14 protein-coding genes are annotated in these 15890 nt (G+C 74.5%); 8 read left to right on the forward strand and 6 right to left on the reverse strand.

Annotated elements, in window-relative coordinates; genetic code table 11:
- Positions 1-27 precede the first annotated feature (27 nt).
- A complete protein-coding gene (locus ACWDRR_RS16720; protein ID WP_449772921.1) occupies positions 28-1005 on the forward strand; it encodes a GlxA family transcriptional regulator in 978 nt (325 codons plus the stop codon).
- Between the two features lie 381 nt (positions 1006-1386).
- On the opposite strand, the gene ACWDRR_RS16725 is transcribed toward ACWDRR_RS16720, so the two are convergent.
- Positions 1387-1920, reverse strand: coding sequence for an ATP-binding protein (locus ACWDRR_RS16725; protein ID WP_449772922.1), 534 nt, complete (start codon positions 1918-1920; stop codon positions 1387-1389).
- Positions 1921-2464: 544 nt separating this feature from the next.
- Here ACWDRR_RS16725 and ACWDRR_RS16730 point away from each other — a divergent pair.
- The gene (locus ACWDRR_RS16730; RefSeq protein ID WP_449772923.1) at positions 2465-3280 is read left to right on the forward strand and encodes a sigma-70 family RNA polymerase sigma factor; all 816 of its coding nucleotides are present in this window, start codon (positions 2465-2467) and stop codon (positions 3278-3280) included.
- A complete protein-coding gene (locus tag ACWDRR_RS16735) occupies positions 3277-4458 on the forward strand; it encodes a zf-HC2 domain-containing protein (protein ID WP_449772924.1) in 1182 nt (393 codons plus the stop codon). Before ACWDRR_RS16730 ends, ACWDRR_RS16735 begins: the two co-directional genes overlap by 4 nt.
- A gap of 49 nt (positions 4459-4507) precedes the next feature.
- Here the strand turns inward: ACWDRR_RS16735 and purU are convergent, their stop codons facing one another.
- Positions 4508-5374 carry a formyltetrahydrofolate deformylase gene (gene purU / locus ACWDRR_RS16740; protein ID WP_449772925.1) on the reverse strand — a complete coding sequence of 289 codons (867 nt, stop codon included), beginning with the start codon at positions 5372-5374 and terminating at the stop codon, positions 4508-4510.
- A 181-nt stretch (positions 5375-5555) separates the two neighbouring features.
- Positions 5556-5999 carry an SCO4402 family protein gene (locus tag ACWDRR_RS16745; RefSeq protein WP_442906840.1) on the reverse strand — a complete coding sequence of 148 codons (444 nt, stop codon included), beginning with the start codon at positions 5997-5999 and terminating at the stop codon, positions 5556-5558.
- Positions 6000-6247: 248 nt separating this feature from the next.
- Between ACWDRR_RS16745 and ACWDRR_RS16750 the strand changes: the two genes are divergently transcribed.
- On the forward strand, positions 6248-7552 hold the full coding sequence (locus ACWDRR_RS16750; RefSeq protein WP_449772926.1) for an ABC transporter substrate-binding protein: 1305 nt from the start codon (positions 6248-6250) through the stop codon (positions 7550-7552).
- A gap of 131 nt (positions 7553-7683) precedes the next feature.
- Here the strand turns inward: ACWDRR_RS16750 and ACWDRR_RS16755 are convergent, their stop codons facing one another.
- Positions 7684-8853: a hypothetical protein gene (locus ACWDRR_RS16755; RefSeq protein ID WP_449772927.1), complete on the reverse strand. Its 1170-nt coding sequence runs from the start codon at positions 8851-8853 to the stop codon at positions 7684-7686.
- A 173-nt stretch (positions 8854-9026) separates the two neighbouring features.
- On the reverse strand, positions 9027-10403 hold the full coding sequence (locus ACWDRR_RS16760; RefSeq protein WP_449772928.1) for a transcriptional regulator: 1377 nt from the start codon (positions 10401-10403) through the stop codon (positions 9027-9029).
- 315 nt (positions 10404-10718) lie between these two features.
- On the opposite strand from ACWDRR_RS16760, the gene ACWDRR_RS16765 reads away from it, so the two are divergent.
- Positions 10719-11417 (forward strand): bifunctional DNA primase/polymerase, encoded by a 699-nt coding sequence (locus ACWDRR_RS16765; RefSeq protein WP_449773008.1) that lies wholly within the window; start codon positions 10719-10721, stop codon positions 11415-11417.
- 612 nt (positions 11418-12029) lie between these two features.
- Here the strand turns inward: ACWDRR_RS16765 and ACWDRR_RS16770 are convergent.
- Positions 12030-12722, reverse strand: a complete 693-nt coding sequence (locus tag ACWDRR_RS16770; RefSeq protein ID WP_449772929.1) for a metal-dependent transcriptional regulator — start codon at positions 12720-12722, stop codon at positions 12030-12032.
- Between the two features lie 220 nt (positions 12723-12942).
- On the opposite strand from ACWDRR_RS16770, the gene ACWDRR_RS16775 reads away from it, so the two are divergent.
- The 3 genes from ACWDRR_RS16775 to ACWDRR_RS16785 all read left to right on the forward strand — a co-directional run bounded on the left by ACWDRR_RS16775 (position 12943) and on the right by ACWDRR_RS16785 (position 15842).
- Entirely contained in the window at positions 12943-13707 is a 765-nt protein-coding gene (locus ACWDRR_RS16775) for a sugar isomerase domain-containing protein (protein WP_449772930.1), read from the forward strand.
- Positions 13708-13860: 153 nt separating this feature from the next.
- A complete protein-coding gene (locus ACWDRR_RS16780; RefSeq protein WP_449772931.1) occupies positions 13861-14874 on the forward strand; it encodes a DUF4231 domain-containing protein in 1014 nt (337 codons plus the stop codon).
- Between the two features lie 56 nt (positions 14875-14930).
- Positions 14931-15842 carry an alpha/beta fold hydrolase gene (locus ACWDRR_RS16785; protein WP_449773009.1) on the forward strand — a complete coding sequence of 304 codons (912 nt, stop codon included), beginning with the start codon at positions 14931-14933 and terminating at the stop codon, positions 15840-15842.
- Positions 15843-15890: the final 48 nt, after the last annotated feature.

Below are 15890 nucleotides of genomic sequence, written 5' to 3' on the forward strand. Positions count from 1 at the left end.
TACCGGCAGGGAGCGGAGGGGCGGACGATGGCGCACAAGGTCGCGGTACTGGCACTCGACGGGGTGATCGCCTTCGAACTGGGCATCCCGGCAAGGATCTTCGAGTCGGCCAAGGACGCCGACGGCGTCCCCCACTACCAGGTGGCCACCTGCACCGTGGACGGCCGGCCCGTCCCCACCAGCACGGACTTCCGGATCGCCGTCGACCACGGACCCGAACTCCTGGAGTGGGCCGACACCGTGGTGATCCCGGCCTCCGCGGACCCGGGCCCGCGGCAGGTCGACGCCGACCTCGGCCCCGCCCTGACCGCCGCCCTGGCCCGGATCCGGCCCGGCACCCGGCTGGTGTCGATCTGCACCGGCTCCTTCGTCCTGGCGGCCGCCGGCCTGCTGGACGGCCGTCCGGCCACCACCCACTGGCGCTACACCGAGCGCTTCGCCGCCCTCTACCCCAAGGTCCGGCTCGATCCGGACGTGCTGTTCACCGACGACGGATCCGTGCTCACCTCGGGCGGGGTGGCGGCCGGCATCGACCTCTGCCTGCACATCGTGCGCCGCGACCACGGCAGCGCGGTGGCCAACGCGGTGGCCCGCACCTGCCTGGTCCCGCCCTGGCGCGAAGGCGGCCAGAAACAGTACGTGGAACTCCCCCACCCGGCCGTCGACGCCGGCCCCGGCGCCGCCGCCGTCCGCGCCTGGGCGCTGGAACACCTGGACCGGCCGCTACCGCTGCGCCTGCTCGCCGACCGGGCGGGCATGAGCGTGCGGACCTTCACCCGGCGGTTCCGCGAGGAGACGGGCAGCAGCCCGGGCCAGTGGCTGACGGTGCAGCGCGCCGAGCGCGCCCGCCAGTTGCTGGAGAGCACGGACCTGACGATCGACCAGGTCGCCCGGGAGTCCGGCTTCGGCACGGCGGCCTCGCTCCGGCTGCGGCTGCGCGGGCGCCTGGACGTCGCGCCGAGCGCGTACCGGCGCACCTTCCGGTCGGCGGAGCAGTCACGCTGACGGGCGGCCGGACCGGCGGACGACCCGGCCGGCGAGTGACCGAAACCGGCCCCTCGACGTGGACGAATTGGACGGCGGCAGGCCGCACGCACCCCGAGCACGGCACGGCCCGCCGCCATCCAATCGCGAAGCACGGGCCCTGAACCCGCGCAAAGCCCACCGCACTCGCCAAGGAGCCACCGCGCGATCGGCGTACCACGGCCCCCCTGCTGACATGATCCCCCTGGACAGCAGCACCGCAGCGGCGTTCGGGTGTTCCCTCGGCGTCCCCTCGCAACGGAGAGCTGCTCCCAAGAGTGATCAGTCGAATACGTCACGTCAATGGGTTGTCCGAAATTCGGAATGGTTGCGTCAGGTTTCGGCCCGTTGATCGTCGGGCCGTCACTGGGCCAGCGCGGCCCAGTCCACGGCGGTCAGCGGGTCCACCGGCCGGGCGTCGGCGCCGATCTCGCACCAGACCCGCTTGCCGGAACCGTCCGGATACCAGCCCCAGCGGTCGCAGAGCAGCTCGACCAGCTCCAGGCCGCGCCCGTTGGTGGCGTCGGCGTCCGGGCCCGCGTGCCGGGGAGCGGGGGCGGCCTGGCTGGCGTCCGCGACCTCGACCCGGAGCGGGCCGATGGCGGCCGCCTCGCGCAGCGCGCCGCAGCCCGTCCCGTCCGCCGGGCCGCCGGGCACCGGGGAGCCGCCCCCCGCCAGGGGTCCGTCGACCGGGAAGCAGAGCCTCAGGACGGCCGGACAGCCGGTGTGCACCACGGCGTTGGTCACCAGCTCGGAGACGACCAGGACGACCGTCTCGGCGATCGGCGCGTCCGGGTCCACGCCGTGGTTGAGCAGCCGTGAGCGCACCCAACGGCGGGCCCGGCCGACCTCGGCGGGGTCCGCCTGCACCGCAAGCTGTACCTGAAGAACCTGCACCGCTCCACCACCCGCACTCGCAGTTCGGCCATCGTCTCGATCGGGCCGGATCGTCCAGCCGGCTGGTCCCGGCATCCGCCGGGCCGCCGCAGGCCGGGCCGCCGTACGTCACACCCGGTACGTCGTGCCCACGCCATCTCGTCCGTCGCGCTCCGGCTGCGACACGAATACGCCTCAGGATGGTTCGACGGGCGGACCGCAGCAAGCGCTTCGGGCATATTCCAGCGATCGGGGGACAGGGCAGTGCATACTGTCCCGTTCACTCTCGCGAGCCTCGCACCGGCGATCGTCCGGCCCGGGCCGACCTGCCGGACATGCAGTGGCGAACCTACCGCCGGACGCCCCGGACGCAGCGCCCGCCACTCGCGAACCACCCGTGCGACATATGTCCAACGGCCTTCGAACAGCGGGATCGACGGCAGATCCCACGATGTGACGATCCGAAACTACGCGTTCCATTCCGCACCGAATCCGCCCGCTCCCGGAAGGCCGCAGGATAGCGTTGGGCACGGCAGCGAACCCCACGGCAGGAGGGTGGTTACCGATGGCCACCCCCGGCAGCGCCCCGCGCTGGGACGAGCAACTCCAGCGGCGCCTCGCCCGGGGCGAGGAGACGGCCCTGGGCGAACTGTACGACCAGCTCGCGCCGATGGTGCACGGGCTGGCCGGGCGGATACTCGCCGACCAGGCCGCCGCCGCCCAGCTCACCCGCGAGATATTCGCCCATGTCTGGGAGCACCCCGAGGCGTTCGACCCCGCCCAGGGCTCGCTCCGCTCCTGGCTCGGCGCCCTCACGCACAGCCGCGCCGTCGACCGCCTGCGGGTCCGGCGCGCGGCCGAGGCGCCGCCCGTCGGCGACGGCGTGGACGGCACCGGCGGCACGGGCGTCCTCGCCGGGCCCGCCGAGGAGGAGATCCGGGCCGTGGCCACGGCCGCCCGCGTCCAGTACGTGGTGGAGTCCCTGCCGCAGAGCCTGCGTGAGACCATCGCCGTGTCGTACTACGACGGCCGCACCTACCAGGAGACGGCCCGCCGGCTCGGGATCAGCGAGCAGACCGCCAAGCAGCGGATGCGGCTCGGCCTGGAGCTGCTGGCCACCGAACTCGCCGAGGAGCGCGCCCACCAGCGGCAGGCGGGCCACCCCGACTGCCGCCGGCACGACGGGTGCAACGGCGGGCCGCGGCAGGAAGCCCCGCACCACGACGGGCAGCGCCACGACGGGCAGCTCCACGAGGAACAGCGGCACGACGGACAGCAGCACGGCGAAGAGCGGCACGGCGATCAGCGCCACCAGGACCGGCGGCACGACGGCCGGCAGCACGACGGACAGCGCCACGGGAACGAGGGCGGGGGCACGTGACGATCACCGAGGAGCAGCACGAGGCCCTGCGCTCGCTGCTCGGCGCCTGGGCCCTGGGTGCCTGCCCGCGCCGCGAGGCCGCCGAGTTGGAGCAGCACCTGCGGAGCTGCCCGGCCTGTGCCGAGGAGGCCGCCCGGCTGCGGGACGCGGCCGGCTGGCTCTCCGCCGACGAACCGCTCGACCAGCCCGGCCCGCTGCGCCAGCAGGTGCTCGACTGGTGCCTGGCCCGGCGCCCGGCCGAACTGCCCGTCCCCGCCTGGGGCGTTCCCTACGCCGCGGAGACCGCCAAGCTCGACGCGCTGCTGCGCGACCTCGGCCCCGAGGAGTGGCAGGAGGTCGCCGAACTCCCGTGGCACGGCGGCACCGAGTACCTGCGCCCGGCCGAGGTGCTCTGCCATCTCGCCGCCGTGGACGGCTACGTGGCGCTCGCCCTCGGCCTGCCCGACCCCGTCCCGGGCGGCGCCGCACCGGCGGCCGACCGCCGGGTGCCGCCGCAGGAGCCCGCTCCGGCGCTCCCCCGGGTGCCCCGGCAGAGCGGACCGCCCTGGGCCGGGATCGCCGAGCGCACCGCCCGGCTGACCGCCGAGCAGGCCGGGCAGCCGCCGCAGCGGGTCCGGGCCCGGTGGCGGCGGCACTGCCACGAGCTGGTCCGCACCGCCGCGTTGGCCCCGCAGGGCAACACGCCCGTGGACTTCGGCCCGGTCACCGTCCCGCTGCGCGACGCCTTCGTCGACCGGGCCTTCGAGTGCTACGTCCACGGCGAGGACGTGGCCCGCGCGGTCGCCTACCCGTACGCCCCGCCGGCGCCGCAGCACCTGCGGCAGATGGTCGACCTGGCGGTGCGGATGCTCCCGATGGCACTGGCGGGGCTGCGCGCCGCCCGGCCCGAACTCGCCGGGGCACCCGCGGGCGGGTCGCCCGACGGCCGGGTCCGGCCCGGGCGCCAGGTGCGGCTGGTGATCGACGGACCGGCCGCCGGCGAGTGGCTGATACCGCTGGACGGTCCGGAGTACGGGCCGCCCGGCGAGCCGGTGGCCTCGATGGTCCTGGACGGGCTGGAGTTCTGTCAGCTGGCGGCCGCGCACCGCGACCCGGACCGGGTGCCGGTCGGCGAGCACGGCGACCGGGTCGCGATCCGCGAGGTGCTCCGGGCGGCTCCGCTGCTCTCCCGCCCCTGACCGCCGGGCAGGCCCCGGACCGGGCCGGGCCAAACCGGAGCGGACCGACCTACGCGAAGACCACCGTGCGGGTGCCGTTGAGCAGCACCCGGTGCTCGCTGTGCCACTTCACCGCGCGGGCCAGCGCCTGGCACTCGACGTCCCGGCCGAGCGCGACCAGTTGGTCCGGGGTGATGTCGTGGGTCACCCGGGCCACCTCCTGCTCGATGATCGGGCCCTCGTCGAGGTCGGCGGTGACGTAGTGCGCGGTGGCGCCGATCAGCTTCACACCCCGGGTGTGGGCCTGGTGGTAGGGCTTGGCGCCCTTGAAGCTCGGCAGGAAGGAGTGGTGGATGTTGATCACCTTGCCGGACAGCGCGGTGCAGAGCTCGTCCGAGAGCACCTGCATGTAGCGGGCCAGCACGACCAGTTCCACGTTCTCCTTGGCCACCAGGTCCAGCAGCTGCTGCTCGGCCTCGGCCTTGTTGTCCCGGGTGACCGGGATGTGGTGGAACGGGATGCCGTAGCCCTCGGTGAGGTCACGGAACTCGGTGTGGTTGGAGACCACCGCGGCGATCTCCACCGGCAGCGCGCCGATCCGGGTGCGGAACAGCAGGTCGTTCAGGCAGTGCCCGAACTTGCTGACCATCAGGACGATCCGCATCCGCTCCTCGGTCGGGTGGATCTGCCACTCCATCCCGAACGAGGCACCGATCGCGGCGAAGCTGGCCCGCAGCTTGTCCACGCTCACCGGCTCGGCCGCGGAGAAGTGCACCCGCATGAAGAACAGTCCGCTGTCCCCGTCCCCGAACTGCTGGCTGTCGATGATGTTGCAGCCGGTCATGAAGAGGTAGCTGGAGACCGCGTGAACGATGCCCTGCTTGTCGGGGCAGGACAGCGTGAGGACGTACTGGGCGCTGGCCGTCTGCTGTTCCACGGTGGGGATATCCCGTCCTGAGGTCGTGCTGTTGGTGACCGGTCCAGCGTGTCACATCCTGGACAGCGGCCGTTCCGCTGCCCGCACTGCGGGACGGCCCGGACCGGCGCCGGAGCACCGGGAGCCGGTGCGCCGGGGCACGCGGCGGCCCCGCGCCCGGCCGGCACGGCCCGGGGCGGGGTCAGGAGGAGGTCAGGATCCGCAGCACGTCCAGCGAGCGCGGCGGGGCGTCCGGGTCCTCGCCGTCGTTGACCGCGAGCTTGACGTGGGCCTCGCGGGCCGCCCGGACCGCCTCCGGCCAGCCGTGGTGGCCCAGGTAGGCGGAGGCCGGGGCGTCCGCACCGACCTGGTGCAGGATCCGGACCACCCGCAGCACCGCGACGTCCACCACCGCGGCCTCGGCCGAGTCCCGGAAGATCGTGCCGACGTACTTCTCGGCGGACCAGCGGTCCAGCCAGGTGTCCTCGACCAGCCGGTAGACGGCGTCGGTCACGTCGCCGAAGCCCTCCCGGCCGGAGAGCCAGGTCTCCTGCTGGAAACCGGGGTCGGACAGCATGTGCAACGCCGAGCGCAGTCGGGCTCGCCAGCGCCACCAGGGCAGGTCGTTGAGCGGCATGCCGCCCATCGTGCTGGAGCGGTGGCCCGGACGAGAAGGGTTTCGGGAAGACCGATACGAAGAATCTGTGCTGGCGGACATGGAGAACGATCGTACGTTCCCGCCGACGGTTCGTGCTCCTCCTCCTGATCTACACGCGTCCCTGTCCGGAGTTCGGGCGGCGTTTGCCGTCCGTTCGCTTTTCGGCCCTCTCGGCTTGCGACGCCCCGGCTTGGCTGGTGCCGGTGCGCAGTAGAGCGCCCCGGGAGGGAAGACCGATGACCAGCCGAAGGGGCTCGTCCCAGGCTCAGAAGCCGATCGCGGCACGGCGCAACCGCCGCCCGATCGCCGCAGCCGCCATCACCGTGGCGCTGCTCCCAACCCTCTTCTCGGCCTCCGCGTGCGGCGGACCGGCCGACGCCGCCACCGGCAGTGGCGAGCTGACCGTGATGACCTGGGCCCCGGCCGGCACCGGCTCCGCCGACCGGCCCGGCATGACGGCCCTCGCCGAGGCCATCGGCCGGGACCTCAACGCCAAGGGAGGCCTCAACGGCCGGCCGGTCCGGGTCCTGACCTGCAACGAGCACAACACCGCGGAAGGCGCCACGGCCTGCGCGCAGCAGGCGGTGGACGCCAAGGCGGTCGCCGTGCTCGGCTCCTACAGCCAGTACGGGGACAACTTCATGCCCGTCCTGGAGCGCGCGGGCATCCCGCTGATCGGCGGGTACGGGCTCTCCCAGCCCGAGTTCAGCAGCCCGCTGTCGTACCCGGTGGGCGGTGGCCTGCCGGCCCTGATCGGCGGCAGCGGCCGGCAGCTGGTGGAGGCCGGCTGCAAGGCCGTCGCACTGGTCCGCCCGGACACCCCGGCCGGCGACAGCCTGCTCGGCTACCTGGCGAACGCGCTCAAGCCGGCCGGGATCAAGCTGCTGGACGTCAAGGCACCGGAGCAGTCGAACGACTACACGCCGGTCGCCCGCAAGGCGATCGGCAAGGACGAGCCGGCGAACTGCATCACCTCCGCCCTGGGCGCCGAGCCGACCGGCAACCTGCTGGACTCCTACCGCCGGCTGGGCCCGAAGAACACCCGGGTCGCCTCGGTGATCGGCAGCGTCCAGCAGTCGGTGGTCGACTCCACCGGCGGTGACAGCGGCCCGCTGGCCGGCGCCTACGTCACCAGCTGGTACCCGCCGGAGTCCGCCAAGATCTGGGACGCGCTGCGCTCGGTGGTGCGCGGCGACTCCGCCGCCGCCGGCCGCAACGTCGACGTCTCGGACCCCGGGGTGCAGACCACCTGGGTCGCCTACGAGGTGTTCCGCCAGGTGTCCGAGCGGCTGGCCGCCGCCGGGCGGCCGCTCACCAGCAAGACCGTGACCGCGCTGCTGGACGGCGGCGAGCAGATCGACGTCGGGCTCACCCCGCCGCTGAACTGGGGCACCACCAACATGCTGCCCAGCACCGAGTCGCCGCGGCTGGTCAACACCTGGGTGACCTACCAGGTGGTCAAGGGCGGCCGGCTGACCCTGCAGCAGCCGGGCTTCGTGGACGTCCGCTGGGTGCTCACCGGGGGCCGGCCGCCGGCCTGACGGCTGCCGGCGGTGCGAGGGGCCGTCCCGGGCGACCGGCGACGGCCCCTGCCGCTCCCGGGCCGCCCCGGACCCCGGACCCCGGACCCCGGGCCGCCCCGGACCCCGGGCCCCGGACGCGAGCGGGCGAGTTACAGGTCCCCGTCGCCGCGGGTGGGCAGGCCGGTCTGACCGGCGATGGCGTTCCAGAGGCCGGAGGCCTGCTTCTTCGCGTTGGTGGCGGTGCCGCTGGCCTGGACGGCGTTCTTGTAGTGCTGGTTGTCGATCTTCTTGGGGTCGCAGGCGCCCTGCGCGTCGGCGGCCCAGGCCGCGTACTCGTCGTCGGCGGTCGCCGAGGCCTGCCAGGCCGCGTTGAGCTGCTCGACCAGCTGCGGGCCGCTGGGCAGCTTGTCCGTCTTGAGGAGGGCGAGCTTGGCCTGCAGGTCCCGGCGCTTGCCCGCGGCGTCGGTCAGCGCCTGCTGGGACTCCGGCAGCTTGTCGCACTTCTGCACCGAGGCGACCGCGCCGACCACCGCCTGGCGGCTGTCGTTGGCGGTGCCCAGCAGGTCGGAGAGGGCCTGGGCCTGGGCCTTGACCTCCGGGCTGACGGTCGCCGCCGAAGCGCTCGCGGTCGGCGAGCCGCCGGCCGTGCTGCTGCCGGTGGTCACCGGGGCGGCCTTCTTGTCCTGGCCGGTCTTGCCCTCGTCGCCGCCGCTCATCAGGACGGCGACCAGGATGCCGGCGGCCACGCAGCCGGCCACCACCCCGCCGATGATCAGCTTGCCGGACGACCGCCCGCCGTTGCCGCCGCGGCCGGTGACCTGCGCGGTCGGGAAGTCCTGCCCGCCGTACCCCTGCTGGGCCGGGTACTCCTGCGGGGCCTGCTGGTAGGCCGGGTAGCCGTGGTCCGGCTGCTGCGGATAGCCCGGAGCGGGCTGCTGGTAGCCGGGCTGCGCCGGGTAGCCGGCCCCCTGCGGGTCCCCCGAGGGGTAGGGCGGCAGGTACTGCGTCTCCGGTGCCTGGCCGGGCTGCGGCGCGCCGTACCCGGGCTGCGGGGCGCCGCCCCACGAGGCGCCCTGGGCCGGGATGGCCTGGGTCGGCAGCGCGTGCGCGCCCTCGCCGAGGTACTCCGGCTGCCCGGAGGGCTGTCCGGCCGGCGGGAGGGGCGGCTGCCCGGCCGGCGGCTGCTGACCGGGCTGGCCGGGCTGCTGAAGCTGCTGCTGGCCCTGGGCGCCCGGGCCCGGTGGCTGACCGGGCTCGGGGCGGAACAGGTCGTCCAGGTTGAAGTCACCCGAGTTGGGGTACGAGCGGCGCTGGCTCAACGCGATTCCTCACCTGTGCACGACCGCGCGCTGACGGCGGACCACATCTCGTCGGTTCTTGGGAGCATCACAGTTCCTTGGACGTCGCGCCCACGCTACCGGTTCACCGAACCGGGTGACCACGTGGGCGGTCCATCCCTCACCGGCCCCTCACGCGCCGCGCGGCGCCCCGGTCAGGCGGCCTCCGCCTCGGCCCGGGCCTGGAACTCGCGAACCACCCGCTGCTCCCGGAACGGCTCCAGCCGGCGCCGGAACTCGTCCAGGTACTCGACGCCCCGGTTGGACCGCAGCCCGCTCAGCAGCCGGACCGCCTGCGCGCCCGTCTCGCAGGCCCGCTCGAGGTCCCGCTGCTGCAGCTGGGCCGTCGCCAGCAGCACCAGGTCCACCGCGCGGCGCCGGACCCTGGTCGGCGGGTGCAGGTCGAGCGCCCGCCGGGCGTAGTGCTCGGCCTGGCCGGCCTGCTCCAAGTCCCGGTGGCAGTGGGCCAGCTCGTCCGCCAGGTAGGCGTCGTCGAAGTGGACGATCCAGTCCGGGTCGTCCTCCGGGCGGCGCTTCTCCATGGCCTCCAGCGCCTTGGCGGCCACCGCCTCGCAGGAGCGGGCGTCGCCGAGCAGGGCGTGGCCGCGCGCCTCGGCCGCGTAGAACATCGCCATCGCCGTCGGGGTGGCCACCGAGCGGGCGCCCTCCTGTGCGGCGCGGGCGAGTTGGGCGATCTCGCGCGGGTTGCCGAGCGTCGCCGCCAGGTGGCTCATCGAGGCCGCCAGCACGTAGCCGCCGTAGCCGCGGTCGTCGGCCGCCTGGGCGAGCCGGAGCGCCTGGATGTAGTAGCGCTGGGCCAGTCCCGGCTGCCCGGTGTCCACCGCCATGTAGCCGGCCAGCTCCGTCAACCGGGCGACCGCCGCGAAGAGTTGCCGCCCGGTCTCCTCCCGGTAGGCGCCGCCGAGCAGGCCGGAGACCACGCTGTTGAGGTAGTGGACGACCACCGGGCGGACGTGCCCGCTGCCGAAGCGGTGGTCCAGGTCGACCAGCATCGCCGTGGTCGCCTTGATGGCCGCGACGTCCGTCGGGCCGACCCGCTGTCCGCCGGTGCGCGCCACCACCGGGTCGGGCGGGGTGATCAGCCAGTCCCGGCTGGGCTCGACCAGGGCGGAGGCCGCCACCGTCGCCCCGGTCAGGAAGTCCCGCCGGCCGACGTCGCTGCGCCAGAGCTCGCAGACCTGCTCCAGCGCGGCGTTCAGCGTCGGCGCGAACTGCAGCCCGATCCCGGAGCTGAGGTTCTTGCCGTCGGCCATGCCGATCTCCTCGACCGACACACCTCGCCCCAGTTTTCGCCCGAGCGCCTCGGCGATGACCGCCGGCGCCTGCCCCCGCGGCTGCTGGCCACGGAGCCAGCGCGCGACGGAGGTCTTGTCGTACCGCAGGTCCAGGCCGTGTTCGGCCCCGCAGAGGTTGACCCTCCGCGCCAGGCCGGCGTTCGAGCAGCTGGCCTCCTGGATCAGCTGCTGCAGACGCTCGTTGGGCTGTCGTGCGACAAGTGGTCTCGCGGCCATTGGCTTCGCCTCCCCACACCCTCCGGTCCCGGCCGGCGGGCGACGATTCTGCTGATCTGTTGCCGACTGTCCGACCGTCCAAGGAATCTGACACCAGGTTAGCGATCAGCAACGCCACCGGGATACCCACGGTGACGATCCCCACCCCCCACGCGCCCTGGTAAATGCTCCCGTGCGCCCCCGCTGCGCCCACCGCCGCCCACGCCAACTCGGTTGCCTCACCGGTTCGGGTGACAATTGGTGCTACGCGGCAGACCCGCTCCCGCCGGGCCGTAACCAGCCTCACGCACGGTAGTTGAGCAGCGCGTGGAAGACATCCCAGACTCCCCCGACCAGGGCGGCAACGCCGGACTCCCCCCGCTGCTCATCGAAGCCGTCAGCTATGCCGAGAACCGCCACTGGGAGGTCGCCCCGGGCGCCTGGCTGATCGACGGCGACGGGCCGGCCCGCTGCTCCTGCGGCGACGACCGTTGCCCGCTGCCCGGTGCGCACCCGATCGACGCGGACTGGGCCCGCAAGGCGAGCGCCGGTCCGGGAGCCGTGCGGCGCTGGTGGACGGAACGGCCCGACGCCTCGATCCTGCTGCCCACCGGTCGGTCCTTCGACGTCCTGGACGTGCCGGAGGTGGCCGGCTGTCTGGCGCTGGCCCGGATGGAGCGGATGGACCTCCAGCTCGGCCCGGTGGTCGCCGTCCCGGCCGCGCCCGGGCGGTCCGGCCGGCGGCTGCACTTCCTGGTCCTGCCCGGAGTGGCGGCCAAGCTGGCGGAGATGCTGCGCCGGCTCGGCTGGCCGCCGGGCCGGCTGGACCTGGTGGCCCGCGGCGAGGGCGACTGGACGGTCGCCCCGCCCTCCCGGGTCGGCCCGAGCGGCTTCGCCCAGTGGGCCCGCTCGCCCAGCGCGCTGAACCGCTGGCTGCCCGACGCCGCCGAGCTGATCAGCCCGCTGGCCTACGCGTGCGGCCGCGAGGCGCCCTCGGTCCGCCCGCAGCCGGCCCAGCCGGCGGCGGTGCGCTGAGGCCGGCCGGGGCCCGGGCCGCGCCCCGGAGCGCGGGCGGGCCGGGATCGGCCGAATGATTCACCGCCCCGAGAACAGCCGCCCTACGCCTATCGGGTGAGGGCGCGCGATGCGCGACACCCCGCGCGCGACTGACGGGCCTTGCCTCCCACCGGAGGCGGGGCCCGTCAGACGCATGTGCGGATAAGGCTTCGATGTACCCGCTGGTCAACGGCACAAGCCCCTCGTACGAGTGACAACGCTCAAGGATTGCCATGATCTGCCGAGGGGAGGAATTCCATCGTGAGGGGACGCCGGAAGGGTCGCTCGGACGGGGAAGCCGGGTGAGGCGGTCGGGAGGGAGCGGAGGGGAACCAGGAGGGGAAACCGGGAGGGAACGGAGGGGACGGGAGGGAACAGGAGGGGAGCGCGGGGGGCCGTGGCACCGGCCGGGTTCGGGGAGGCCGGTGCCGCGGGAGCGGGAGGGACGGGGAGGACGAGCAGGGCCCGGTGCGCGGGAGCACCGGGCCCTGCTCATTGCCTCGTGCCGTCACGACCTCGCCGTCACCGCGCCGTCCAGACCTCGGGCCACCGGGGTGGCGCCGCGCGCCGGGCGCGCCGCCCCCGCGGTGGTCAGGCCTGCGCGACGAAGACGTGCGCGGCGATCTCCTTGCCCAGCTCGGCCGCGTTGTCGCCGGAGCCCACCAGCACCCCGCCGACCCCGGCGGAGACCCGCACCGTCGAGCCCGGCCGGATCCCGGCCCGGCGCAGCGTGCGCATCAGCTCGCCGTCGGTCTGGATCGGCTCGCCGATCCGGCGGACCACCACGTTGGCGCCGCCGTCGCCCGGCCGCACCGAGTCCAGCGGGACGAGCGCGGCGTCGAAGCCCTCGCCCTCCGCCTTGGCGTCCCCCAGCTCGTCCAGGCCGGGGATCGGGTTCCCGTACGGGGACTGGGTGGGGTGACCGAGCATGGCGAGCACCTTGCGCTCCACCGTCTCGCTCATCACGTGCTCCCAGCGACAGGCCTCCTCGTGCACCTGTTCCCACTCCAGCCCGATCACGTCGACCAGCAGGCACTCGGCGATGCGGTGCTTGCGCATCACCCGCACCGCGAGCCGGCGGCCCTCCTCGGTGAGTTCGAGGTGGCGGTCGCCCGCGACCTGCAGCAACCCGTCCCGCTCCATTCGCCCGACCGTCTGGCTGACCGTGGGGCCGCTCTGCTCCAGACGCTCGGCGATCCGGGCGCGCATCGGGGTGATGCCCTCCTCCTCCAGCTCCAGGATGGTGCGAAGGTACATCTCAGTGGTGTCGATCAGCCCAGACATCGCCGCTGGCTCCGTTCCTCGGTGTCCTCATCGCCAATTCTGACGTACCGGGCGGGCAACCGGGTCCGCGCAGGGGCTTCGGGGGCGGGTTTTCGTTCCTGTTGACAGCGACACCGGTGAGGCAGCACCGTGCTGGCCGTAGCTTTCTCCATCGGCGGTCCGGACCACCCGGCCGTCCCATCCGGCCGGCTCCCCCACCGGCAGAGAGCGAAGGCAACAGATGAGTGACCTGGTCGGCCGGTACTTCGACGCCGCGATCGAGCACCTGCGGCGGGTCCGCTCCGAGGAGGCCGGGAGCATCGAGGCGGCCGCCGCACTGCTGGCCGGGGCGATCAGCGAGGGGCGCCGGGTCTTCACCTTCGGCTCCGGGCACTCCTCGCTCGCCGCCCAGGACGTGGTCTACCGGGCCGGCGGGCTCGTCCCGGTCAACCTGCTGGACGTCCCCGGGATGGCCGGGGTGACGGTGATGCCGGCCCCGCTCGCCAGTGCGCTGGAGCGGGTCTCCGGCCTGGCCACCACCACCCTGGACCTCACCCCCGCCACCGCCGGGGACCTGCTCTTCGTCATCTCGCTCTCCGGCCGCCAGATCATGCCGGTCGAGCTGGCCCAGTACGCCCGGTCCCGCGGCCTGAAGGTGGTGGGGGTGACCTCGCTGGCGTACCCGGCGGAGGTCCCCTCGGCGCACCCGTCCGGCACCTACCTGAAGGACCACTGCGACGTCGTCCTGGACAACAAGATCGCGGTCGGCGACGGCGAGCTGACCCACCCGGGCGCCGAGACCACCTTCGGCCCGGTCTCCACCATCGTCACCAGTGCGCTGATGCAGGCCGTGGTCGCCTCGGCGGTCGGCCGGCTGGCCGACGCGGCGGCCGACGGCGACGGCGCCGCCCCGCCGCTGTTCCGCTCCGGCAACGTCCCCGGCGGCACCGAGTGGAACGCCAAGCAGATGGCCGACAACGCGGAACGGATCTTCTACACCTTCTGAGCCGCCCCGTGCGGCGCCCCGGAGTGTCACGGTATGGGACAACCTCCGGCGGTATCCCGGCCAATGCGGCCGGGCCGGGCCCCGGCCGGGCGTACCGGCCGGGCGGTCGGGGCAGGAGAGCGGTGCGACCGGAGCGACGGGTGGGGGCCGAGGATGGCGTCGGGTGCGGGTCCGAGGGGATGGGGGTGCGAGCAGGAGCTGCTGCCCGAGCTGTTCCGGGTGGCCGACTCCGCCTCGCTGCAGGGGCAGCGCCGGTCCGTGCTGCTCTCCGCCTGGGAGCTGGCGCTGCTCGTGGTCGCCGCCGCGGCCGGCTCCGCCGACGGCGCGCCCTGGGCCTGGCCGGCCGCCGTCGCCTACCTGGGCGCGATCGTCCTCGCCCTGGTGATCAGCCGGCAGAACCCGCAGGGCCTCTGGTACGAGGGCCGGGCGGCCGCGGAGTCGGTGAAGACGCTGGCCTGGAAGTTCGCCGTCCGGGCCGACGCGTACCAGCCGCCGCCGCGCAGCCTGCCGGACGCCGAGGGGCTGTACCGCTTCCAGCTCGGCCGGGTGCTGAACGCCTTCCGGGGCAGCCGCGCCCTCGGCCCGACGGCCGGGAGCACGGCGGCCCCCGGGGGCGGCGGGCCGGACGGCGGGAGCGGCGGGCCGGACGGCGGGAGCGGCGCGCCGGACGCCGGCGCCGGGACCGGCATCACCGAGGCGATGCGCGGACTGCGCGCCCAGCCGCTGGCGGTGCGCCGCGACGTGTACCTGCGGGAGCGGATCCAGGTGCAGCACGACTGGTACCGGACCAAGGCCCGGTACTGCGCCCGGGCCGGCTTCCGGACCGGCGTGCTGGGTGTGGTGCTGCCGCTGCTCGGCCTGGTGCTGGCCGTCCTGCGGGCGATGGGCTGGTTCCGCTACGACGCGCTCGGCACGGTCTCCGCGGTGGCCGCCTCGGTCGCCGCCTGGGCCCAGCTGCGCCAGTACCGGCCGCTGGCCGCCGCCTACGCCCTGGCCGCCGACGAGCTGGAGCTGATCCGCCGCCAGCTGACCGGACTGGACGTCGGGTCGGCCGACGCCGAGGAGATCTGGGCCCGGCTGGCCCGCGACGCCGAGGACGCGGTCTCCCGGGAGCACACCACCTGGCAGGCCCGCCGCGAGGTCCGCGGGACGGACCGGGACCACTGACCGGGCCCGACCGGGGCCCGGACCGGAGCCTGAGGAGGCCGCGCGTGTCATTACGGATGGTCAAGGCGGCCGACGGCCGCGCCCTCGCCGTCGAGATCGTGGGCGACCCGCGCGGCCGGCCGGTGTTCCTGATGCACGGCATGCCCGGCAGCCGGGTCGGCCCGCACCCCCGCAGCACCGTGCTCTACCGGCTGGGGGTCCGGCTGATCTCCTACGACCGGCCCGGCTACGGCGACTCCACCCGGCTGCCCGGCCGCCGGGTGAGCGCGGCCGCCGCCGACGTGCGGACCGTCGCGGACGCGCTCGGGCTCACCGACTTCGCGGTGCTCGGCCGCTCCGGCGGCGGACCGCACGCGCTGGCCTGTGCGGCGCTGCTGCCCGACCGGGTCAGCCGGGTGGCCGTCCTGGTCGGCCTGGCGCCCCGGAACGCGGCCGGCCTGGACTGGTACGGCGGGATGACCCCCTCCAACGTCCGCGCGTACCGGGAGGCCGAGCGCGGGCACGGCCGGATCGCCGACTCGATGCAGTTCCGGTCCGAGCAGATCAGGGCCGACCCGGGCCGGCTGCTGAAGGGCCTGCGGTCGGAGCTGCCGCCCACCGACCGGGAGGTGGTCGCCGACAACGGGCTGCGCCGGATGCTGCAGAGCAACTACCGCGAGGCGTTCCGGCACGGCGCCGACGGCTGGATCGACGACGTGCTGGCGTTCACCGCCGACTGGGGTTTCAAGGTCCAGGACATCACCGTGCCCACCTGGCTCTGGCACGGCGCGGACGACCAGTTCTCCCCGGTCGAGCACTCGCGCTGGCTTGCCGAACACATCCCCGGGGCCGCGCTGTTCCTGGAGCCCGGCGCCGCGCACTTCGGCGCCTTCCGGGTGATGACCGCCGCGCTGGCCTGGGCGGCCGGCCACACCTCGGCGGGACAGACCCCGGCCGGCCGGCCACCGGGCGGGCCGCTCATGCCCTGACGGGGTGACCGATCGGGCCGGGCCGGGTGACCGGACGCGCCGTGCAGA

Source organism: Kitasatospora sp. NPDC003701 (genome assembly GCF_053587085.1).